The following is a 23,631-nucleotide window of genomic DNA, read 5'->3' on the forward strand; positions in this document are numbered from 1 at the left end:
GTTACTTTGTGTGTTATTACAACTCCCACTAATTGCTATGCTCGATAATTTAGACTGGTATAATTTGATGGTGCTCGATATCGAGACCGTATCGCAATACCGTCATTTTAACGAGGTGCCCGAGCATTTCAAGGCCCTGTGGGATAAAAAGACCACCTACCAGCGCAAGGAAGAAACAGCGGAGGATTTTTACCGTAACGCAGCCATCCTGGCCGAATTTGGCAAGATCATATGTATATCGGTCGGTGTGTTCACCCGTGGAGGCGGCTTCAGGGTACGGTCATTTGCCGGGCATGATGAAGGCGCCTTGCTGGAGGCTTTCGCCGAGATGTTACACGGCCGCTCGCCAAACATGGTGCTTTGCGGGCACAATGTGAAGGAATTTGACCTGCCATACATTTGCCGCCGCATGCTGGTGAACGGTGTGATCCTACCGCCGCAACTCCGGATAGCCGGTAAGAAGCCATGGGAGGTGTTCCACCTGGATACTATGGACCTTTGGAAATTTGGCGACCACAAGAACTTTACCTCACTGAACCTGCTGGCAGCCGTATTCGACATCCCTACCCCAAAAGATGATATTGACGGCAGCATGGTAGGCCACGTGTACTGGAACGAGGATGACCTGCCCCGCATTTGCAATTATTGCCAAAAGGACGTGATCACCACCGCGCAACTCCTTAAACGCTTTAACAATGAGGATCTGCTAACGGATGACATGATCACCGTTGTTGGCTAACAATGCTCCTTGTCATGCTGAACTCGTTTCAGCATCCCATTGACAGGATCGCTACACAACCACTTAGTTAACTTGAATAGGAGATGCCGAAACAAGTTCGGCATGACGGGTTTTATTTCCTGATGGCTTTAAACTCCCCTCTTGAGAGGGGGCGTACCGGACCGAGCAAAGGCAGGGGTGTGTCTTGCCGCCCCAATAAGAAACGCCGATGTATCCCATTATTTTGCCTATATTGACCCCGGCAATGCTGAACATCACTGACCTGCAGATCAAATTCAGAACGTCGGACGGTTGGTTCGCGGCGGTGAAGGGCATTACCTTTCAGATCCGGCGTGGCCATACGCTCGGCATTGTGGGCGAATCAGGCTCAGGCAAGTCGGTCACCTCACTCGCGATCATGCGCCTGCTCAACGCGTCTGGAACTCAGATCAGCGGAAGCATCCAATTCGATGATATCGACATCGTGAATGCCTTTGAAAAGGACATGCGCAGCATACGAGGCAACCGCATAGCCATGATCTTTCAGGAACCCATGACCTCGCTTAACCCGGTGATCACCTGCGGAAGGCAGATCACGGAGGCTATTGAGTTGCACCGTGGATCAGACCCCTCCACTGCACGGCAACAAGCGATCGACCTTTTTAAGGAGGTGCAGCTCCCCCGCCCCGAAGCTATATTTGACAGCTACCCGCATCAACTTTCGGGCGGTCAGCGCCAGCGCGTGATGATCGCCATGGCCCTCAGCTGCGACCCTGAACTGCTTATTGCCGATGAGCCGACCACCGCATTGGATGTGACCGTGCAAAAGACCATCATTGACCTGTTGCTCAAACTCAAGGCCGAACGCAACATGGGGCTGCTCTTCATTTCCCACGACCTGGGCGTGGTAAGCCAGATCGCCGATGAGGTGCTGGTGATGTACAAGGGCAACATGGTTGAGAGTGGCACGGCAAAATACATCTTTACCGATCCTAAGCACCCATATACACAAGGCTTATTGGCCTGCCGGCCATCGCCCAAACAGCACCTGAAAATGCTGCCGGTGATCGGCGATTTTTTGGAGACAAGGCCCGATGGACAACTGGCCAGCACAGGCCTCAGCATAGCTGCAGTGAACCAACGCTTTGCTTATGCTGAACAAGAGGTAAGTGAACGTAAGCAACTATTATACAAGCAGGAACCACTTTTAAAAGTAAACGGCTTATGTACCTGGTTCCCTGTTCGGTCGGGCTGGTTCGGCAAACGTAAGGAACCGATCAAAGCCGTGAACGACATCACGTTCGAGGTATACCCCGGAGAAACGCTGGGCCTGGTGGGCGAATCGGGCAGCGGCAAAACGACCCTTGGCCGGAGTATACTTCGATTGATCGAACCTACCGCAGGCAGCGTGATCTACAATGGTACCGACCTGCTGAAATTGAACAAAGATCAGCTGCGTGCAATGCGCCGCGAGGTACAGATCATTTTTCAGGACCCTTACTCCTCGCTCGATCCGCACCAAACCATTGGCCAGTTGCTGATGGAGCCTATGCAGGTACATCAGTTGCATGGCAATGATGCGCAACGTAAGCAAAAGGTGCTTGAATTGTTGCAACGGGTCAACTTACTGCCCGAACATTTTGACCGTTATCCGCATGAATTTTCGGGTGGGCAGCGGCAGCGTGTGGTGATCGCACGCGCACTGGCATTGGAACCGCGCTTCATCATTTGCGATGAGTCTGTCTCAGCCCTTGATGTATCGGTACAGGCGCAGATCCTGAACCTGCTGCGCCAGTTGCAACAAGAGCTCGGCCTTACATACATATTTATCTCGCATGACCTGTCGGTGATCCGCCATATATCTGACCGGATCATGGTGATCAACAAAGGCCAGATCGAGGAGATATCCGAACCTGACGCTTTATTTGAACACCCCAAAACCGCTTACACACAAAAGCTTATCGCTTCTATTCCGCAGATCAGCATCGCCTCATAATTGGCGCAACTTTACTGCTTTACGATTGTTATTTACCCATACGCTGTATACACATTGATCGTGTATATTAGCCCTATAGTGTTACACTAAATGTCTAAAAAGAAAAACATCAATAATTCTGTAAAACAAGTACTTACGCAGCTTGTGCTGGACGTATTTGAACAGAATGGCCAAAAAGAGGCCCTGAATTACAAGCAAGTTTCCTCGAAACTCAACATACGCGAACCCGAATCGCGCGAGACCATACTGGAGATCCTGAAAGACGAAGCGCGCAAGAATACCTTACAGGAGATAGCGCCCGGCAAATTCAAGATCGTGGAACTGAAGACCTTTGTTGAAGGCAAGGTGGATATGACCGCTGACGGTTCGGCCTTTATCGTGACCGACGATGAGTTCGAGAACGACATCTACGTAGCTCCACGCAAATTGCGCACCGCCCTTAACGGCGACCGTGTAAAGGTATATGTGTACGCCAAAAGTAAAGGCAAGCGCAAGGAAGGCGAAGTGATGGAGATCATCAAACGCGCTAAAATGGAGTTCACCGGTGTGGTGAAGCTCTCCGAGCGGTTCGCATTTTTTGTCCCGGATGACCGCAAGATGTTGCACGATATCTTTATACCGTTGGGTGACCTGAACGGTGCCAAGAATGGCGTAAAAGCCGTTGCCGAGATCACCGACTGGCCAAAGGACGCCAAGAACCCTATCGGTCGTATCAAGACCGTATTAGGTGCCGAGGGTGAGAACGATACCGAGATGAACGCCATCCTGGCCGAGTACGGCTTCCCGCTCTCGTTCCCTGCCGAGGTGGAACGTGAATCGGAGGCGATACCTGAGGAGATATCGGCCGAGGAGATCGCTAAACGCCGCGATTTCAGGCCTGTACTGACCTTCACCATCGACCCTTTTGATGCCAAGGACTTTGATGATGCCATTTCCTTTCAAAAACTGGAGAACGGCAATTATGAAGTTGGTGTGCACATTGCAGACGTAGCTCACTACATCGAACCTGATTCGGCACTGGATAAGGAGGCTTATGAACGGGCTACATCGGTTTACCTGGTCGATCGCGTGATACCGATGCTGCCTGAGCGCTTGTCGAACGGCTTATGTTCGTTACGCCCGCATGAGGATAAATTGACCTTCGCTGCCGTTTTCGAGATGAACGATGCGGGTCAGGTATTGAGCGAATGGTTCGGCAAAACGATCATCCACTCCGACCGCCGCTTCACTTACGAAGAGGTGCAGGAAGTGATCGAGACCGGCCAGGGAGACCACGTTGAAGAGATACATACGCTGAACGCACTGGCATATAAGCTACGTGAGGCCAAGTTCAAGAACGGCGCTATCAGCTTTGAAAGCACCGAAGTGAAATTTAAACTGGACGAGCAAGGCAAACCGGTAGGCGTTTATGTGAAAGAACGCAAAGATGCCCACAAGCTGATCGAAGACTTTATGCTGCTGGCCAACCGCAAGGTGGCCGAATTTGTGAGCAAAAAAGGCAAGGGTAAAAAGAAATTTGCCTTTGTTTACCGCGCACACGATGCACCTAACCCTGAAACGCTGGGCAATTTTGCCCAATTCGCGGCCCGGTTCGGTTACAAGATCAACATGCGTACGGATAGGGAGATCGCTAAGTCGCTCAACCACCTCATGCACGATGTGGAAGGCAAAAAAGAACAGAACGTACTGACCCAACTGGCCATACGCTCGATGGCGAAAGCGGTATATACCACCAAAAGCAGCAGCCACTATGGCCTTGCGTTTGACCATTATACGCACTTCACCTCCCCTATACGCCGTTACCCCGATGTGATGGTGCACCGTCTGTTGTTGCACTATCTGGAAGGTGGCCAATCGGTCAACGCCGAGCATTACGAGGTATTGAGCAAGCACTGCTCGGAGATGGAAAAGAAAGCGGCCGATGCGGAACGCTCCTCAGTTAAATACAAACAGGCCGAATACCTGCAAGACAACATCGGTAGCATATTTGATGGCGTGATATCGGGCGTTACCGAATGGGGTATGTACGTGCAGATCATCGAGAACAACTGCGAGGGTATGATCCGCTTGCGTGACATCTCTGACGATTTTTATACGCTCGACGAAAAGAACTATGCCATCATCGGTCAGCGTAAAAAGAAGGTGTATCAACTGGGCGACCAGGTGCGCATAAAGGTAAAAAAGGTAGACCTCACAAAAAAACAAATAGATTTCTCGCTGGTGCAAGATCAAGTATCTTAGCACCGCATTATTTTATGAATAGACTTACTGATCTGCAGCAACTGATCGAGGACGCTGTTGCTGGGCTTGAACACCCTGCTTCGCCGTCTGAACTGTATGAGCCCATCACTTACATCTTATCTGTCGGCGGCAAGCGCATGCGTCCCGCCCTATTGCTCATGGCCTGCGACCTATTTGGTGGCGATGTGCAAAAGGCCATCAACCCGGCACTGGCCATCGAGGTGTTCCACAATTTTACGCTGGTACACGACGACATTATGGACAATGCCCCGCTACGTCGTGGCAAAATGACCGTGCACGAGAAATGGGACCCTAACGTGGCCATTCTATCGGGCGATGTGATGCTGGTACAAGCTTACCAGTTCATTATGCAGGTAGATGATGCCATCCTGCGCCAGGTGATCGATGTGTTCAACAAGACCGCTATTGGCGTTTGTGAGGGACAACAATTCGACATGAACTTTGAGCGTCAGGACAGCGTGGCCGTTGATACCTACCTGAATATGATCCGCCTTAAAACGGCCGTGTTATTGGGTGGTGCATTAAAGATCGGCGCGCTGATCGGTGGTGCCTCAACGACCGATGCCGACCTGCTTTGCACCTTTGGCGAGCAGTTGGGTATCGCTTTTCAGCTACAAGATGATATACTGGACGTTTACGGCGACCCCGACAAGTTCGGCAAACAGGTAGGCGGCGATATCATCTCTAATAAAAAGACCTTTTTGCTGATCAGGGCACTTGAACTGGCCACCGGTGAGGACAAGGACACCCTTGACCGCTGGCTACAGACCACCGACGCCGACCCTGCGGAAAAGGTATCGGCAGTGACCGCTATCTACGATCGCCTAAACATCAAACAAGCTGCCGAGCAAGCCATGCATGAATTTGCCGAAAAAGCATTTAATGCACTGGACAAGATCAGCCTGCCTATCGAGCGTAAGCAATACCTGCGCGATTTTGCCGACGGATTGATGGTTCGGGAGAAGTAAACGGAGCTTAAGATGTCATTGTTCAATTGCAACCGTAAATGACCTTATACCGATTAGCCCATCATCAATGAAAAAGCTGGAAGGCAAAGTAGCACTGATCACAGGTGGCGAATCAGGTATCGGCCAAAGCATCGCTGCTGAATTTGCTGCGCAGGGTGCGGATGTGATCATCACTTACCTGGCCGACCACGAGGCGGCGCAGAGGACCTATAGCGTTGTTGAAGAACACGGCTGCAAGTGTACTATGATACAAGCTGATGTGAGCGACGAAAACAGTGTTGCTTCTTTGTTCGATCAAGCATTAGTAAAGCATCATGACATCCACATTCTGGTCAATAGCGCAGGTGTACGAAGTGCAGATAAATTCACCCACGAGCTGAGTTTCGAAGAATTCGAGCGGACGGTGAGGATCAATTTGTTCGGTACGTTCCTGATTTGTAAGCGGTTCGTGCAGCACCGCCTACAGGCGGGCGGCTACGGGCGAGTGATCAATATTAGTTCTATACATGAAGAGGTGGTGAGCCCCGGCAAGACCGAATATTGTGCTTCAAAAGCTGCATTACGAGGGTTCACCCGGTCATTAGCACTGGAGGTAGCTGACCAACAGATCACCGTCAATAACATCGCGCCCGGCATGATCTTGACACCGATGAATCAAAGGGCCATGGACGACCGACCCTATCGTGAGGAACTGGAGCAACGCATACCACTCAAAAGGTCGGGTACGGTTGAGGATGTAGCCAAAGTGGCCGTTTTCCTGGCGTCTGATGATGCGAGTTACCTCACAGGCACCACGCAATTTGTCGACGGTGAGTTGATGCTCAACCGTGCTAAAGGAGCCCGGTAGAAGGCTCTATTGAACATCTCTGATCATTAGTTATTCTTCATCATCATACCTGTCGTTTCGCCAAGGGTAAGCCGTATTTGAGTAACCTCGGTCTTCCCAAAAACCATGCTTGTCTTCGGTCATAAACTCTATACGCTTGATCCATTTGGCGCCTTTCCAGGCATAAAGCTGAGGCGTGATCATACGCACCGGTCCGCCATGCTCAACGGGCAGCGGTTTGCCTTCAAAGGTGTGTACCAACAGCACATCAGGCTTTAAGGCCTCGGTCAATGACAGGTTGGTGCTATAGGTATCATACCCGTAGCACATAATATGGGTCGCATCATCTTTGGGCTGCACCAACGCGGCAAGATCAAGCAGGCTCACACCCTTCCACGGCATGTTGAGTTTTGACCAGGTGGTCACACAATGAAAGTCAGACGTATCCTTGGTTTGTGGCATATCCATGAATTGCTTCCAAGTCAGCTTTACGGGGTTCTCCACTGCGCCATCAATGGTCAGCCGCCAGCGATCTAACGAGATGTTGGGTTGGTAACCGAGGTCGAGCACCGGCCATTTCATGGTAGCCGTTTGCCCGATAGGGATAGCCGGCATGCCATGACGATTGATAGGCCCGGAACCTTTTGGCGCATCGTCGGCCACTGAAGGCGTGCCACGCATCTGCTCTTCAAAACGTGCCTTGAGTTTCATGCGGGCATCCACGATCCGTTGCAGTTTATCGTTGTCGGTCATATTCAAATTTAAGCTATCGATACCAAAGCCGGTCCATGCCGGTCATTTTCTTTTTAAAAGAAGTTGAACTCCCGTTATCAGATATCAGCTCAAGTAATCACCCGACCATTGTAAGCGAGACGGACGATATTATTGCTTTATAAGCGCTTGGTCAAATGTAAAGTGTATTCCACTATTCCCAAATTGGAGTTATTATTATCTATATAACTTACAGTATTATAGTTACTTACATCTGCATAAATAGAGTATTTATCAAAGCAAAGCATCATGCAGTATCTCTACCGGGTGCATAGCTCTGATGCTTGCACCATCTTTGATCTGGTGGCGGCAGCTGGTACCTGTAGCCGCAATGATGGTATCAGGTTGGCTATTCCTGACCGAGGGCAACAGCACCAGTTCGCCGATCTGCATGGATAGCTCATAGTGTTCCTTCTCATAACCGAACGAGCCGGCCATGCCGCAGCATCCTGACGGGATGGTCTCAACGGTGTAGCCCGATGGCAACGTCAGGATTTTTTGCGTGGCCGTCAAGGCGTTCCAGGCCTTTTGCTGGCAATGTCCATGCAACTTGATGTGTTTCTTCGCTGTAGTGAATTGATCAGCCCTGATGCGCCCCGCAGCCGCCTCATCGGCAAGGAACTCGTCGATCAACAATGCATGCTGAGCCAGTGCCTTTGCATCGGCTAACTGGTCATCGTCTACCAGGTCAGGGTATTCATCTCTAAAGGTCAGTATAGCCGAGGGTTCGATCCCGATCAACGGCGTATCAGCACTGATCAGCGGCGCCAACGAGCGCACATTCTTTTGAGCGATATTTTTTGCTTTCCGTAACAGGCCTTTTGATATAGCAGCCCGGCCGCTCTCCGTGTGTTGCGGTAACAATACCAAATAACCTAAACGCTGCAATAACTCCACCGCATTGATGCCGATATTCACGTCCTGATAGTTCGTGAACTCATCAATGAATAAATATACTTTTTTTGAGTGTTCGTTTTTTATATACTTATTTTTCAGACAATTAAACCATTTACGTAAGGTAATTGAACTAATGAGTGGAATGCTTCTTTGTTCGGCAAAACCCACCATCTTTTTGGTCATCTTGCCAATGCCTTCATCGCTCATGAACCAGTTGTACACGGCTGGTAACAACGAACCGAACCTGGCCGATGCCGCATAACCGGCAATGATGCGCGACCGCAAAGGCACGCCATTGGCATCCTGATAATGCTGTAAGAATTCTGCCTTTAGCTTGGCCATGTCCACATTGGATGGGCACTCCGACCGGCAACCTTTGCAGCTTAAGCAAAGGTCCATCACCTCTTTGATCTCCGGATGATCGAACCGGTTCAGCTTATCCGAATTGGTCAGGAAGGTTCGCAAGATGTTCGCGCGCGCGCGAGTGGTGTCCTTCTCATTGCGTGTGGCCATATATGATGGACACATGGTCCCTCCCATCAAGTGCGACTTGCGACAATCACCCGAACCATTGCATTGCTCAGCATGCTGCAATACGTTCTGCCCATGATAGCGGAACACCGTTTTGAACTCCGGCGTACCCTGTCCCGGTCGGTAACGCAGCATGGTATTCATGGGCGGCGTGTCAACGATCTTATTAGGATTAAAGATGTAGTGAGGGTCCCAAGTGTTCTTGATCTGTTTGATCAGCTCATAATTGCGCGTGCCGATCATTTGCTCAATGAACTCGCCACGTAACCGGCCGTCGCCATGTTCGCCGCTCAAGGAGCCATTATAACGCTTAACCAGCGCCGCTATCTCCTGCGCTATGGTGCGGAACAGCCGGTTGCCCTCCTCGGTCTTCAAATTGATGATCGGGCGAAGGTGTAGTTCCCCTGATCCTGCGTGCGCATAATGCACCGAATACAGCCCGTACTTTTTCAGGATTCGGTTAAAGTCGGCTATGTACGCGGGCAGGTCATGCACATCCACGGCAGTATCCTCGATCACGGCCACCGGCTTTTCATCGCCCGGCATATTGCTGAGCAATCCTAAACCGGCTTTGCGCAAGGTCCATATACGTTTAGTGTCATCGCCAAAAAGCAATGGGAAGTGATAGCCCACCCCGGCCTCTCGCATTTGCTTCTCTGCTTCTTTCGCTAAAGCGATCACTTCCTCGCGAGTGTCGCGGGCATACTCCACTACCAAAATGGCACCAGGATCGCCCTGTACAAAGAACCGGTTCTGACTTTGCTCGGGGTTATCTTTGGTACGCTCCAATATATAGTGATCGATCAGCTCACTGGCGCGGGGATGGTGCTGCAAGGCGATCAGGTTGGCCCGCAATGCTTCATCAATGCTATTGAAATGGATGCAAAGCAGTCCGCTTACCGTGGTGGGGATAGGCACCAGGTTCAGCTTGATCTCGGTTATGAAAGCCAACGTACCTTCCGACCCGGCAATGAGCTTACATAGGTTGATATCTGGCCCATTGGCTGTAAAGGGCGAGGTTTCCAGTAACACGTCGATCGCGTAGCCGGTATTTCGCCTTTCGATGCTTGGCTTGGGGAACTGCCGCCGTATCTCCACCTGGTTCTCATAATTGCTCAAGGTGCTGCGGATGTGCCGGTGTATCTGAGCCTCGAGGGTATCGCCATGACATTTGTCCATGAACTGGTCAAAGGTCAGCGTGTTGAAAGTGACCTCCAAACCATCGCTCAGCAGTGCTTTAACTTCAAGCAGGTGCTCACGTGTACTGCCATAAACCACCGAGTTGGATCCACAGGAATTGTTACCCACCATGCCACCGATCATGGCTCGGTTGGCCGTGGAGGTCTCCGGACCGAACATGAGTTGGTACGGTTGGAGGTACAGGTTCAACTCATCGCGCACCACACCAGGCTGCACACGCACCCAGCGCTCGGCCTCGTTCACCTCTAAAATGCCCGTAAAATGCTTTGATACGTCGACCACGATGCCATTGCCCACTACCTGTCCAGCCAACGAGGTGCCAGCAGCACGCGGGATCAGCGAAGTGCCCTCTGCCCTTGCAAAACGGATCAGCTCTTTGATGTCATCAACCGACCGTGGCGTGACCACCGCCAGCGGCATCTCCGAGTAGGCCGATGCATCGGTAGCGTAAAGCGTCCGGATGGTTAGGTCGGTATACAGTTCGCACGACAGACGGCTGGCAAGCTCCGTCAGCTTTTGGTCCATGCCGCTCATGAGCGCGTTTGCTCCGTGTAGGTACTTTCGAATATCTTATCGGCGTTAGTGGTCTCGAAACCCTCGCGCCTTTGTGCTGCGGTCAACGCCTCCGCCGGGACATCGCTGAATTGAGGTAGCGACAACCGCTCGGCAAATTCCACGTAGCTACCGGCGATGCTCATAGTATCGCCTTCGGCAAAGGTCGCCTCCTGCATCTCTGCCACGGTACTACTTTGCTTGAGCAGGCCATCCGCGCTGACCTTGATCTTACCGCCTGCATCGTTCAGCTTTATGCCTAAGCCCTCTACAAAGTCGTCAAAGCGTTGTATGGTATCATAGCCGTCCTTCAACGCATGCACGCTGATCGTATAATGGTTGAGGTAATAGCGGTTGTAGATCACCCACGCGGCGTACTCGCTTTCATTAAGCAATGTAAGATAGTCGCTCCTGGTGGGCAGTTGCCACAGTGAGCGGTGGAAGAACTCTCCTATCGCTTCACCATCGTTCAGGTCAAGCTGATCGACCGGGTCGGTAGTGATGTGATCAGTGTAGCGATGTATGATGCTTTGAACCTCCGGCGATAATTCATCCACCATCAGCTCACTCATGAAGATGCGTGGGTACCTTTCCGCTGGTGGTGCATACCAATAGGCGTTCAGCTTTTTGGCTTCAAAATAATAATGGTCGCGCTTGGTGTAACCATGGTGCAAAAATATCTTCTCGAACGATGCGATACCCAGGTTAGGCACTCCTAACGCACGGAAAGCGATATGATCATTCACGATCTCGTGCTGCTCACGCACGATCCCTTGCGCGATCATGGCATCAGTGATACGTTTGACCGCCGGCACCTTGGCCTGGTAGCGGTCGAAAAGCATGTTGAGGAATATATCTAAGGGTGTTCCCTGGTCAAAATTCATAGGTCGATGATATACGTTAGGTAAATATAGCTGTTTTACCCGCGACCAAGAACGCGAAGCCCATAAAAGCCGAACAGCCGCACTACAAAGCACGGCCGTTCAGGCATTGATATGATGAATATACAGGGTGCGATAGAGTGTTATTCTTTGCTGGCCAACACTTGTTGTGGGGCAGCGTTCAGGTTGTTCATATTAACGGTTGCGAAGATCACACCTTCGGTATAAGCGCTGCCTTTTATGGTCAAGGTGCTGGTAGCTTTGGTCAGTGGAGACACTACCACTTGGAAACCTTTTGCATTGACAGTGCTTTGCAGGTTGGCCATGTTGTATTGCTCGTTAGCTTTTTGCACCATTTGAGCGTACAGGTCCTGGTGTTGCATGTAGAAGCTGTGGAAGTTGGTAGCGTGGTAGAATTTTTCCAGTAAGCTACCGTAGCGTTTGAAATCGATCTTGTTCAGGTCTATACGGTAATCGGCTTTTAAACCAAAGCGGCCGTTATTCATTTGGAAAGCGAACAGGCCATCAACATAGTTCTTCACGAACTCAGGGTTGCGGGTCAGTTGAGCATTTAGCTGTTGTATACCTTTGTCGTTCTGATGTTTACCGAAGAACTTCATCAGTTCGGTATAGTAAGCGCTGTTGTGGTCTACCATGTTGGTATCTTTTTGAGCAAGCTCGGTCAAAGCCAGCATGGTGTAGCCTAATTCTACTGCTTCAGAGCTTTGTGCTACCACCTTGCCGGTGTTCGCTTTAGCATATTTAGAAGTGAAGCGAGAAGCGATGTTTTGAGTTTGGCAGCTGCTGAAGAAAACTACTGCTGAGATGATGATAGCGGCGAAAGTAAAGTTCTTTTTCATATCAGGGGTCTTAAAAATGTTGTTGTAATTATTGTTGTTGTTATGTGATAAGATATAGGCAAGTTAAATGCCTTTTAACTGAATGCCTGTCTTACTCACCCCGAAAAGTGATCCTACGATATCAAAAAGGCCATTTTTAGCCGTGCCATAACTTTCGCGAACAATATCGCTTTTTTTGCGTTGTGGTTAACTTTCCACGGACCACTACCCGTAACGGGAAAAAAGCGGGGAATTATTGGGGAATATTGAAGCCTGATCGTGATGCGGCTTTGAGGGAAAAGTTCATACTTTTAGCGCGGTATCTTGCTTAACGATGCCTTAATTGCCAAACCCAAAAAAATACATCTATAAATGGAGATCGATACCTCAACTAAAGGAACATCTAAGGCCACAGCAAAGGCCAGCATAGCCCGGGCTCATTATCAAACAGTGGTACACAGCGGCAGCCACGCTATCATAGCTGATGAGCCTACCGAGCTCGGCGGCACCAACTTAGGAATGAACCCGTTCGGGCTGTTGCTTTCAAGCCTGGGCAGCTGTACGGCTATTACCCTGCGCATGTACATCGACCGTAAGATGTGGGTGGTGGATGAGATCAACATCGACCTCGAGGTATTTGAGGTGCCTGATGGCAACCAAATCGAGACCCGCATCCAATTCAAAGGCGACCTGACCGAGGAGCAGACCCAACGCTTGTTCAGCATAGCCGAAAAATGCCCCATTCATAAACTGTTGGCAGGCAACATCAAGCTCGAGACAAAGATCATCTAACGAGCATTGCTCCGCATGTTAAGATTGGCCATAAACAAAAGAGCCCCATTCATGATGAACGGGGCTCTTTTGTTTTTTTATTTGACGGTCTTCTGTTCGCGATCGTCTAACACCTTTTGTATCTCTTTGATAAAGCGGACGTTGGCATCTTTCAATTTGGGGTCACCGTTGTACGCTTCGTCAAATAACACCTTCTTGGTCTTTTTAGCGTAAACGAACTCGATCAAAAAATGAGGCGTGATGCGCTTCTTGCCATTTTCGGTATCGCCTTCCTCAACGTTAGGAAAGTTCCAGAAACCAAGGTCGGCCGCCTTGCGGTGCAGGTACAGCAGGTCATCTTTAGATAACTTCATGTTGAAGTTCTTGATGTTACCACTTTTGGTTCGGTATTGATACTCTCCGGTTTTGGAGTTGTATTTATTCACCAGGCTGTCGCCCATGCCATACTCAAAGCGCAGGTACTGAAAATCGGAAAAACGGTATGGCGCGTTCTTGATCATCATGCCATAGTAGTAACCGCAATAAAGCAGTATGGGCACGATGATGGTGCAGGCGAAAAATATCTTTTTAGTTCTATCGGTCATTTTCAGGGGATAATTAAGCGTTACTATGGATAGGCCGCAAAAGTAGTAACTCCATCACAATTTAACGTCTTCAATTAATGGTAATGTTAGCGGTTAGTCTTTCAAGTCGCCTTCCCACTTGCTTACTACGGCAGTAGCCATGGCGTTACCTAATACGTTAGTAGCCGAGCGGCCCATATCCAGCAGCGGATCGATACCGATCAGCAGCGCCAAACCAGCTTCAGGAATGTTGTACATGGCAATGGTACCGGCGATCACCACTAACGATGCACGCGGCACACCGGCTATACCTTTACTGGTCAGCATCAGCACCAACAACATCGACAATTGCTGAGGGAACGCCAAATGTATACCATATGATTGTGCGAGGAACAACGAAGCGAAGGTCATGTACATCATGGAGCCGTCGAGGTTGAACGAGTAGCCCAAAGGCAATACAAAGCTCACGATCTTGTTGTTGCAACCAAAGCGCTCCAATTCCATCAATATACGTGGATAAGCTGCCTCACTGGTAGATGTACTGAACGCGATCAGCATCGCATCCTTAATGCGGTTCACCAGCGTGAACGCACGAGTGCGTAGCACCATAAAGCCGGCCAGTATGATCACCAGCCAAAGAACCAGTAACGAGAAATAGAACTCGCCAATGAATACTGCGTAGGTGGATAAGATACCCAAACCCTGACGCGCTATCACCGCAGTGATAGCACCGAACACGGCTAATGGAGCAACCTTCATCACATAACCCGTGATCTTGAGTATCACGTGCGCTGCGGCATCCATGAACTGGATGATCACGTCGCCCTTTTCGCCAATGGCACCGGTGGCCACACCAAAGAACAAGGCGAACACCACGATCTGTAGTATCTCGTTGTTAGCCATCGACTCAATGAAGCTCTTAGGGAACACATGGGTAATAAAGTCGCGCAGCGATAACGCCGCTTTTTTGATATCAGTGGTCAAATGGCTGTCAGGCAATGGGATATGCATGGTCTCGCCTGGTTTGAACAGGTTCACCAACAGCATACCTAATAACAAGGACGCTAACGAGGCACTCAGGAACCAAAGCATGGTCTTGCCGCCAATGCGGCCCACGGCGCTTATGTCGCCCACCTTTGCCACACCTACTACCAGCGTAGTGAACACCAAGGGAGCCACGATCATTTTGATCAGGCGTAAAAAAACATCACTCAGGATCACAAAGCCTTCCAGTTTGCCTTCGCGTATGGTATCACTCTCTTTACGGGCCTTTACCACAGCGGCACGCTCGGTCTTGAGGGCGGCAAATTCGGTAACGGTGGTATCTTTCAGCCTTACTATACGGGTGTCTATCGCACGAACGGTGGAATCAGCTTTTACTATATTGTAGTTATATTCCTTAATTACTTTAACATTGTAAAAATATCCTACGATAACACCCAATACAAGGGCAATAAAGATATAAAGCGTTAGTTTACTTTGTTTCATGCAAGGGTTTAAAGGGATAAAACTACGATAATTTACAATTTTGCTAAAATTAAACTGACGGATGGGGATAAATACTTACACGTTACAGTCGGTAAAAAAGGAACTGCAGCACCTTGATCAGGCCCGCCTGGCCGAGCTATGCCTGCGGTTGGCCAAGTATAAGAAGGAAAGCAAAGAGCTACTCACCTACCTGCTTTTTGATGCCCATGATGTGGCCGGGTATACTGACAGTGTAAAGCAAGAGATGGATGGCTTGTTCATGGAGTTGCCCAGTCACGCTTACAACGCCGCTAAAGCGCTGCGCAAGATATTGAGACTGGTGACCAAGCACAGCAGGTTCATGGCCTCAAAGCCTGCCGAGATCGAGCTGCTGATCCACTTTTGCAAGCTGTATGTAGAGCACGTGGACAAGCGCGCCAACTACAAACCCTTACGCCAGATCCTGGTCAGGCAATTGGAAAAGGTGGTCAAGTTGATATCGGCCCTACATGAGGACCTTCAGTACGATCACCGCACCGACTTAGAAAGTGTAGTGAACGAGGCTGATGCCAAATTAAGCTGGATAAATAAAAAGGACTATCTGTAACAATCAGCTGCCCTGCCACATCTAAACCCTACAACAACTAAACAACACATCAGTGAATGATAAGGATGCTGCCTTTAGGCAGATATTTGAATCGAACTCCAAAAAGATATTCCGCCTTTGCCTCGGTTACACCGGGGATGAGGACGCGGCACATGACCTGTTACAGGAAACATTCGTAAAGGTTTGGCAAAACCTCGACAAGTTCCGTAACACGGCGCTGATATCTACCTGGATATACCGCATAGCGGTGAACACCTGTTTGACCTACCTGCGGTCAGAGAAACGCCAGGCCAAGGAAGAGCTTACCCCTCAACTGGCCGAAACGCGTAAGGAGGACCTGTCGGAAAAGAATGAACAGGTGGCATTATTATATAAATGTATAGCCAAACTTGAAGAGTCAGAAAGAATTATCATCACTATGGTGCTCGATGAGTTGCCATACCCCGAGATCGCCGAGATATCAGGTATATCTGAAGGCAACCTGCGGGTCAAGATCCATCGTATAAAACAAAAGCTAACCGATCTATATAATCATTATGAAAGACTTTGAACACCTGATATCGGTTTGGCAGGAACAACCAAAGCAGCCCCGGCTTTCGGTAGATGATGTGCTGAAACAGGTAAAAAAAGGGATCAACAAACTGGGGAGCCGTGTATTGTACGGCATTATCGCTATATCGGTCACGATCATATTCACGGCTGGGCTAACCTTGTTCGCGGTGTTCGAGCGCCGCTTGAGTTATATAGGGTTATTCGTGCTGTTGTTCGGTATGATCGCCTATTTGATCCTGCAGATCGGTGATTACCGTACCATCACCCGTCAAGATCTGACCCTTGACCCGGCCGCTTACCTGAACAGCTTAAAAGAATATCAGAAACGGCGCGCTTACCTGCACGGCCGGTTCTATTACGCCTTTGCGTTGATGACCTGTCTGGGTATCTCCTTTTATACTATAGAGGTGTTCCAGAACAAACCGCTGATGTTCAAGGTCACGTACTACATCTTTTGTGCTATATATATACTGTTCTGCACTTTTTACCTAAAGGACCGCTTTATACAGCGCGAGCAAAAACGCGTGAGTTACCTTATCGAACGCTTGGAACGACTGGAAGGACAATTTGAATAACACACCGGAATTAAATATCAGTTTGAAGCATGTAACGGCCGATGACATTCGTTTACTAGCCAGTATGAGCCGGGAGACCTTCTATGCCGCGTTCGGACATCTGAACTCCGCTGATGATATGGATGCGTATACTGCAAAGGCTTTTGGTCATGACCAGTTGTTGAGTGAGATAGCCACTCCCGGGTCGACCTTTTATTTTGCCATACTGAATGAACAAGTGACCGGCTTCATCAAGATCAATACAGGCCACGCACAAACTGAGTTTAAGAACCGCAACAGCCTGGAGGTGGAACGATTATATGTGCTCGCTCAACATCAAGGCAAAAAGATCGGTAGCCAGATGCTGGAAGCCGCGGTGAGCATGGCTGTTGAGCAACAGCGCGACATGATCTGGTTGGGAGTTTGGGAACGCAACGCTAACGCCATCCGGCTTTACGAGCGCATGGGCTTTATGCATTGTGGAAACCATGATTTTATGCTGGGCGGTGATCGCCAAACAGACCTACTCATGTGCCGCGATCTGAAGTAATAGTAAATTTACAAGACTCGATCTGATCTGCTCAAAGTTCGATGCTTATATTCGGACATGAAGATCTTTACCCTTGCGCTTACTTTCTCTTTACTTAGCTCATCAATAATATACGCTCAAAAGAAAGGCTACTACCCTCCTGCCGGTTCTTGGGAAATGCGTTCCCCCACTCAAATGGGACTTAACGATGAAGCCATTCAGCGAACCATAGCTTTTGCCAAAGCTCACGAAGCCAAAGCGTCACGCAACGGTGAGTTATCGCAATTCCAGAGTTTTGGGAAGGAACCATTCAGCGAAGCAGTGGGCCCGCTTACCGACCGTGGCGATGCAACGGGTCTGATCATCTATAAAGGATATATCGTTGCCCAGTGGGGTCAACCCAAAAATGTCGAGATAGTCAATAGCGTATCCAAGAGCTTTCTGTCTACGCTGGTCGGTTTGGCGGTGGATCGCGGCCTTATCCGCAGCACGGCCGATACTGTGGCTAACTATGTTCCGTTCGTTGAGTTATACGACCCTAATAGTAACGTGACTCAGCGCACCGCTATGCAAAATAGCCTGATCTATCCTTTTGCTTCGGCGCATAACAAACGCCTGACGTGGGACGTGATGCTGCGGCAGACCAGTGATTGGGAAGGTACCCTGTGGGGCAAACCTGATTGGGCCGACCGTCCGCAAGGGGACATAGAACAATATAAAGACCGCAAGCGCAATGAACCGGGTGCCGTATATAAATATAACGATGTAAGGGTTAACGCCCTTGCACTGGCTGCTACATCGGTTTGGCGGAGGCCCTTGCCGCAGGTTTTAAAAGAAAATATCATGGATCCGATCGGTGCTTCTACCACCTGGCGTTGGACGGGCTACCGTACCTCGTGGATCGTGTTGGACGGTCAACCCGTACAATCGGTAAGTGGCGGCGGGCATTGGGGCGGCGGCATGTTCATGAACGCTTTTGATATGGCTCGCTTCGGTCTGCTCACTGTGCGCCGTGGTAATTGGAATGGCAAGCAACTCATCAGCCAGCAATGGGTAAAGCAGGCACTTACTCCTACAACGGCCAATACAGGCTATGGGTATATGAACTGGTTCCTTAATACCGACAAAAAGCTGTTGCCGTCGGCCGCAGAGAATGTATGGGTACACATTGGCAACGGTACTAACATGATCTACTGCGATCCTGATCATGAGCTGGTTATGGTGGTACGCTGGATCGAGAGCCGGGATATGGATGGTGTTGTTAAGAGCCTTTTAGAGGCCTTGAAGAAGTAGTTGAGCGTCAATTTGTAACGAAGTGCTCACAAAATTTAATTTTTTTATTTTTATTCTTGACAAATTAAATTTTACTCGTAGTTTTACATCGTTCAAAACAAGCAATGAAAATTAATAGCACTTTCGGTTTTGGTTTCTTCTACTTTTACTTTAGCGGTAAGAGCCGGGACTGATATGCTTAACTAAGACATAAGAAAAGATCAGAAAGTCCCGGCCCAACAGCCGGGACTTTCTTGCTTTAACAGGGTTATGGAAAACAATAGACCACGAGTAGCGATCCAGGGCATCCGCGCTTCCTTTCACGAAGAGGCCGCTTTCCGGTATTTCGGTACTGACATACAGACCGTCGAGTGCAACTCCTTCAAACAAACGTTCGAGGCGTTAAAGAACAAGCAGGCCGACTACCTGGTGATGGCCATCGAGAATAACATCGCTGGTAGCATCTTACCGAACTACTCTTTGTTGCGGAGCTACAACTTCCCTATCGTGGGCGAGGTTTACCTGCCGATCCAGTTGCACTTCCTCACCTTGCCAGGTGTAAAGTTCGAGGATCTGCGCTACGTGATATCGCACCCGATCGCCCTGCGCCAGTGCATCGACTTTATTGACGAGTACCCGCACATTAAGGTGGTGGAGAGTAACGACACCGCAGCCTGCGCTAAACGTGTACGTGATGAGCAACTGACCGACACCGCTGCCATAGCGAACGCACTTGCAGCCAACCTGTACGAGCTGGAGATCAAGGAACGCCGCATCGAGAGTAATAAAAAGAACTTTACCCGTTTCCTGATCTTTACCACGCATGAGAATGCTAAAAAGGTGACCGCCAATAAAGCGTCATTATGCTTCCAGGTGAGTAACGAGGTTGGCGCATTAGCTAAGGTGTTGAACATACTGGCCGAACAAGAGATCAACATGAGCAAGATCCAAAGCATGCCGGTGTTGGGTAAACGTAACGAGTACAACTTTTACCTCGATATTGAATGGAAGAACACCGACCAGTATGACAAGGCCATTCGACAGATCCTGAATTATACGCACAACTTCAATATACTGGGCGAGTACGAACGCTACATTGACGAGGTGATCTATTAGTCAATGCAACACTTTAATAAATAACATAATCAACTTAATTTAAATACATAACTGCCGGAGCATCGAACCCTCCGGACCTAAAACAAAGAATATGAAACTTGATCTTAAAATACAGCCCCTAAGCTCATGGATCACTGCTAAAAGTGAACCATTACTGATCGCCGGCCCTTGCAGCGCCGAGACCGAAGACCAACTGGTAGCCACTGCCCACTTACTGGCAGCCACCGGTAAAGTGACCGCCCTGCGTGCAGGTATATGGAAACCACGTACCCGTCCGGGTGAATTTGAAGGTATCGGTAGCATCGGTTTAGAGTGGTTAAAACGTGCTAAAGCTGAAACTGGCCTGCCTACCGCGGTAGAGGTCGCTACAGGCAAACACGTTGAAGAGGCTTTAAAAGCTGGTGTTGATATTTTTTGGGTAGGTGCCCGCTCTACCGTTAATCCGTTCACTGTTCAGGAGATCGCTGATGCCCTGCGCGGTGTGGATATCCCGGTGATGGTAAAGAACCCGGTAAATCCTGACCTGTCGTTATGGATCGGTGCCTTAGAGCGTATCAATAACGCCGGTATCACTAAGCTGGCCGCTATTCACCGTGGTTTCTCATCGTTCGAAAAAACGGCTTTCCGTAACGAACCGATGTGGGATCTGGCCATCAACTTAAAAACTCATGCGCCTGAATTGCCGATCATTTGCGATCCAAGCCACATCTCGGGTAATCGCGAGCTGATCCCTTACGTATCGCAAAAAGCACTTGACCTGGATATGCAAGGTTTAATGATCGAATCACACATCGATCCTTCAGTGGCCTGGACCGATGCAAAACAGCAACTTACTCCTTCGGCTCTGGCTGAACTGATAGAGCGTTTGACCCTGCGTCACTCTGAAGTGGTGAATGCTGATGTAAAAGACAAACTGACCGAATTACGTAGCAAGATCGACAAGATCGACGACCTGGTGATCCAGAAATTAGCTGAGCGTATGCAGATCGTTGAGCAGATCGGTAACTACAAAAAAGACAACGGCATCACCATTTTGCAAGTTAACCGTTGGGACGAGATCCTTCAAAAACGCACTAACTATGGCAAAGCCTTAAAGTTGAGCGGCGAGTTCACCGAGAAATTACTGGAATTGGTACACAGCGAATCGATCCGCAAACAGACCGAGATCATGAACGCTGGCCAGTCTGAAGCAGCGGCTCAAGAGCAACTGTCGCATTCGTAATTTTCCACCTCGTCATTGCGAGGAACGAAGCAACCTCTGCGTAGGCTCACCAGCCAGTAAGTTTAAAGGGGCTTCATTCCTCGCAGTGTCGTTTTAGCAGATTCCATGTCAAAAAATATAACGGTTAGCCGCAGTAATAAAGTGGTTAATGCTACTATTCAACTTACCGGATCCAAAAGCGAATGTAACCGCGCTTTGGTGATCGAGGCGTTAAGCGGTGGCAAGGTCAAAGTGACCAATGTGTCAGACGCTGCGGATGCCGTCACTCTTTCGGGTATACTGCGTAATGCAACGGCTGATGCTCAAGGTTCGCCGCGCACAGTGGATATCGGTCCTGCCGGCACAGCAATGCGCTTCCTTACCGCTTACTTTCCCCTGCAAGATGGCGAGATACTGCTTACCGGTACCGAACGCATGAAGCAACGCCCTATCGGCATCCTTGTAGATGCCATGAGAAAGTTAGGCGCACGTATCGATTATGCCGAGAACGAAGGATTCCCTCCTTTGCACATCAAAGGCGGTTTTGATCAAGTAACCGATACCATCACCGTTCAAGGTGATATCAGCAGTCAATACATTACGGCCTTGTTGCTCATCGCTCCTAACCTTCCGAAAGGACTGGATCTGCATATCGCAGGTGAACTGACCTCTCGCCCTTATGTGGAGATGACCTTGAGCATGCTCAAACAAGCCGGCATTCGCTATGAGTGGAACGATAACGTCATCAGTATCCCTAACCAAGAATTTTCTGAAACGCAGATCTGGGTTGAACCGGATTGGAGTGCGGCCTCGTACTGGTATTCGGTAGCCGCATTGGCTGACGAAGCAGAATTGTTCCTACCTGGATTGACCTCTTACAGCCTGCAAGGAGATAGCGTGATCACCGAACTTATGGCTAACTTCGGCATCACCTCGCAATTTAAAGACGGTGGTGTACATTTAAAGAAAGAGCCTAAGCCGGTCACACGCAAGATATTTGACCTTAAAAGCTGCCCTGACCTGGCGCAAACGCTGATCGTAGTTTGTGCTGCCTTAGGCCACGAGGCTACGTTTACCGGCTTGGAGACCTTGAAGATCAAGGAGACCGACCGCATCGCTGCACTGCAAAATGAGTTAGGCAAAATGGGCGTAAAACTGATCGAGAAAGGTCAGGTGTATAAACTTGACTGTTCAGAGAAGTTTGTCCCCGAGCACATTACTATAGCTACGTACGAAGATCACCGCATGGCCATGGCATTTGCGCCGCTTGCGCTGATTATCCCAAATGTAGAGATCGAAGAAGCCGAGGTGGTCAACAAGTCATACCCGGCATTTTGGGATGACTTTGCGAAGGCTGGGTTTGAGGTGAGATAGCTTACAGTAACATCCGCTTTAAACGTCATTGCGAGGAACGAAGCGATCTCTAAATTATGCACGGCTGAATTGGCCTACGCAGAGATTGCTTAGTTCCTCGCAATGACGTCTTTTATTTTATGCAGAAGTTTTTACACCTCCGCAGCAACAACTTCTTCTTTAGCCTGATGTGGGCGGCCGTTCTTGAAGGCTTTTCGTGGGGTTAGTCCCAATAGTTCGAACATCGCCATATCATCATCAAATGATGGGTTCGGTGTGGTGAGTAATTTCTCTCCGGCAAATATCGAACTGGCACCCGCCATAAAGCATAATGCCTGTTCAACAGTGCTCATTTCGGTGCGGCCAGCCGATAAACGCACCTGCGTACGTGGCATGATAATACGCGCGGTGGCTATCATACGTACCATGTCCCAAACCGAAACGCGAGGCTGATCAGCCAACGGGGTACCTTGAACGGGTACTAAAGCGTTCACTGGTACTGATTCCGGATGTTGTGGCAGGTTAGATAGCGTCCTCAACATTGAGATACGGTCCTCTTCAGTTTCACCTAAACCAATTATACCACCACTGCAAACCGATATCTTAGCTTTGCGAACGTTGTGCAAGGTCTGTAAACGATCGTCATAAGTACGCGTGGTGATGATGCGTTTGTAATCGTCCTCTGAGGTATCAAGGTTATGGTTGTAGGCATACAGACCGGCATCGGCCAGGCGCTGTGCTTGCTGCTCGGTAAGCATACCCAGGGTACAGCAAACCTCCATATCCAGTTGATTAACGGCTTGAACCATCTCGATCACCTTGTCAAAGTCGCGGTTGTCGCGCACTTCGCGCCAGGCGGCACCCATGCATAAGCGTGATGCACCACCAGCTTTGGCCTTTTGGGCAGCAGCTACTACCTCCTCTTTTGGTAAAATGGCATGTACGTTCACACCGGTCTGGTAACGGGCCGCCTGAGGGCAGTATGCGCAATCCTCAGGGCAACCGCCTGTTTTTACCGAGATCAGCGAACTGATCTGTACTTCGGCGTAATCCTTATTTTCGCGGTGAACGGTGGCCGCACGATAGATCAGGTCTAACAGCGGGCTATGGTATATGTCAGAGATCTCCTCTTTTGTCCAGTCGTGTCTAACTTCGGTCATGTAAGTAAAAGTTTCGGTTACAAA

General features: G+C 49.5%; 21 protein-coding genes. 14 read left to right on the top strand and 7 right to left on the bottom strand.

The genetic code is table 11. From position 1 onward, the window contains the following. The first annotated feature begins 37 nt into the window (after nt 1–37). The 5 genes from LLH06_RS09885 (at nt 38) to LLH06_RS09905 (ending at nt 6,791) form a co-directional block, all read left to right on the top strand. Complete coding sequence (locus LLH06_RS09885; protein WP_228173204.1) at nt 38–739, top strand: 3'-5' exonuclease; 702 nt, start codon at nt 38–40, stop codon at nt 737–739. A gap of 208 nt (nt 740–947) precedes the next feature. After that, a complete protein-coding gene (locus tag LLH06_RS09890; RefSeq protein ID WP_228173205.1) occupies nt 948–2,714 on the top strand; it encodes an ABC transporter ATP-binding protein in 1,767 nt (588 codons plus the stop codon). A 90-nt stretch (nt 2,715–2,804) separates the two neighbouring features. After that, on the top strand, nt 2,805–4,955 hold the full coding sequence (gene rnr / locus LLH06_RS09895; protein WP_228173206.1) for a ribonuclease R: 2,151 nt from the start codon (nt 2,805–2,807) through the stop codon (nt 4,953–4,955). Between the two features lie 14 nt (nt 4,956–4,969). After that, the gene (locus LLH06_RS09900) at nt 4,970–5,944 is read left to right on the top strand and encodes a polyprenyl synthetase family protein (RefSeq protein WP_228173207.1); all 975 of its coding nucleotides are present in this window, start codon (nt 4,970–4,972) and stop codon (nt 5,942–5,944) included. A 67-nt stretch (nt 5,945–6,011) separates the two neighbouring features. Beyond that, nucleotides 6,012–6,791, top strand: coding sequence for an SDR family NAD(P)-dependent oxidoreductase (locus LLH06_RS09905; protein ID WP_228173208.1), 780 nt, complete (start codon nt 6,012–6,014; stop codon nt 6,789–6,791). Between the two features lie 30 nt (nt 6,792–6,821). Here LLH06_RS09905 and LLH06_RS09910 read toward each other — a convergent pair whose 3' ends face one another. The 4 genes from LLH06_RS09910 to LLH06_RS09925 form a co-directional block, all read right to left on the bottom strand. Beyond that, on the bottom strand, nt 6,822–7,523 hold the full coding sequence (locus tag LLH06_RS09910; RefSeq protein WP_228173209.1) for a sulfite oxidase-like oxidoreductase: 702 nt from the start codon (nt 7,521–7,523) through the stop codon (nt 6,822–6,824). Nucleotides 7,524–7,775: 252 nt separating this feature from the next. Then, a complete protein-coding gene (locus LLH06_RS09915; RefSeq protein WP_228173282.1) occupies nt 7,776–10,694 on the bottom strand; it encodes an FAD-binding and (Fe-S)-binding domain-containing protein in 2,919 nt (972 codons plus the stop codon). A 5-nt stretch (nt 10,695–10,699) separates the two neighbouring features. Next, nucleotides 10,700–11,605 (bottom strand): DUF1338 domain-containing protein, encoded by a 906-nt coding sequence (locus LLH06_RS09920; protein ID WP_228173210.1) that lies wholly within the window; start codon nt 11,603–11,605, stop codon nt 10,700–10,702. Nucleotides 11,606–11,745: 140 nt separating this feature from the next. Then, a complete protein-coding gene (locus LLH06_RS09925; protein WP_228173211.1) occupies nt 11,746–12,462 on the bottom strand; it encodes a DUF4932 domain-containing protein in 717 nt (238 codons plus the stop codon). A 351-nt stretch (nt 12,463–12,813) separates the two neighbouring features. Between LLH06_RS09925 and LLH06_RS09930 the strand changes: the two genes are divergently transcribed. Beyond that, the gene (locus LLH06_RS09930; protein ID WP_228173212.1) at nt 12,814–13,233 is read left to right on the top strand and encodes an OsmC family protein; all 420 of its coding nucleotides are present in this window, start codon (nt 12,814–12,816) and stop codon (nt 13,231–13,233) included. Nucleotides 13,234–13,310: 77 nt separating this feature from the next. On the opposite strand, the gene LLH06_RS09935 is transcribed toward LLH06_RS09930, so the two are convergent. Together LLH06_RS09935 and LLH06_RS09940 are read right to left on the bottom strand one after the other, a co-directional pair. After that, nucleotides 13,311–13,817, bottom strand: a complete 507-nt coding sequence (locus LLH06_RS09935; protein WP_228173213.1) for a hypothetical protein — start codon at nt 13,815–13,817, stop codon at nt 13,311–13,313. Between the two features lie 93 nt (nt 13,818–13,910). After that, nucleotides 13,911–15,284, bottom strand: coding sequence for a dicarboxylate/amino acid:cation symporter (locus tag LLH06_RS09940; RefSeq protein ID WP_228173214.1), 1,374 nt, complete (start codon nt 15,282–15,284; stop codon nt 13,911–13,913). A gap of 61 nt (nt 15,285–15,345) precedes the next feature. Here LLH06_RS09940 and LLH06_RS09945 point away from each other — a divergent pair, with 61 nt between their 5' ends. The 8 genes from LLH06_RS09945 (at nt 15,346) to aroA (ending at nt 22,468) form a co-directional block, all read left to right on the top strand. Then, nucleotides 15,346–15,870 carry a hypothetical protein gene (locus LLH06_RS09945; protein WP_228173215.1) on the top strand — a complete coding sequence of 175 codons (525 nt, stop codon included), beginning with the start codon at nt 15,346–15,348 and terminating at the stop codon, nt 15,868–15,870. A gap of 52 nt (nt 15,871–15,922) precedes the next feature. Next, nucleotides 15,923–16,420: an RNA polymerase sigma factor gene (locus LLH06_RS09950; RefSeq protein ID WP_228173216.1), complete on the top strand. Its 498-nt coding sequence runs from the start codon at nt 15,923–15,925 to the stop codon at nt 16,418–16,420. Beyond that, on the top strand, nt 16,407–16,997 hold the full coding sequence (locus LLH06_RS09955; RefSeq protein ID WP_228173217.1) for a hypothetical protein: 591 nt from the start codon (nt 16,407–16,409) through the stop codon (nt 16,995–16,997). Before LLH06_RS09950 ends, LLH06_RS09955 begins: the two co-directional genes overlap by 14 nt. Then, nucleotides 16,990–17,526: a GNAT family N-acetyltransferase gene (locus tag LLH06_RS09960; RefSeq protein ID WP_228173218.1), complete on the top strand. Its 537-nt coding sequence runs from the start codon at nt 16,990–16,992 to the stop codon at nt 17,524–17,526. The genes LLH06_RS09955 and LLH06_RS09960 overlap by 8 nt, the downstream gene beginning before the upstream one ends. Before the next feature lie 57 nt (nt 17,527–17,583). Next, entirely contained in the window at nt 17,584–18,798 is a 1,215-nt protein-coding gene (locus tag LLH06_RS09965; protein WP_228173219.1) for a serine hydrolase domain-containing protein, read from the top strand. 249 nt (nt 18,799–19,047) lie between these two features. After that, nucleotides 19,048–19,893 (top strand): prephenate dehydratase, encoded by an 846-nt coding sequence (locus LLH06_RS09970; protein WP_228173220.1) that lies wholly within the window; start codon nt 19,048–19,050, stop codon nt 19,891–19,893. A 91-nt stretch (nt 19,894–19,984) separates the two neighbouring features. After that, nucleotides 19,985–21,115, top strand: coding sequence for a chorismate mutase (locus LLH06_RS09975; protein ID WP_228173221.1), 1,131 nt, complete (start codon nt 19,985–19,987; stop codon nt 21,113–21,115). 105 nt (nt 21,116–21,220) lie between these two features. After that, nucleotides 21,221–22,468, top strand: coding sequence for a 3-phosphoshikimate 1-carboxyvinyltransferase (aroA, locus tag LLH06_RS09980; RefSeq protein ID WP_228173222.1), 1,248 nt, complete (start codon nt 21,221–21,223; stop codon nt 22,466–22,468). Nucleotides 22,469–22,599: 131 nt separating this feature from the next. Here the strand turns inward: aroA and bioB are convergent, their stop codons facing one another. Further along, nucleotides 22,600–23,607, bottom strand: a complete 1,008-nt coding sequence (bioB, locus tag LLH06_RS09985; protein ID WP_228173223.1) for a biotin synthase BioB — start codon at nt 23,605–23,607, stop codon at nt 22,600–22,602. Nucleotides 23,608–23,631 lie beyond the last annotated feature (24 nt).

Source organism: Mucilaginibacter daejeonensis (assembly GCF_020783335.1).
Classification (GTDB): domain Bacteria; phylum Bacteroidota; class Bacteroidia; order Sphingobacteriales; family Sphingobacteriaceae; genus Mucilaginibacter; species Mucilaginibacter daejeonensis.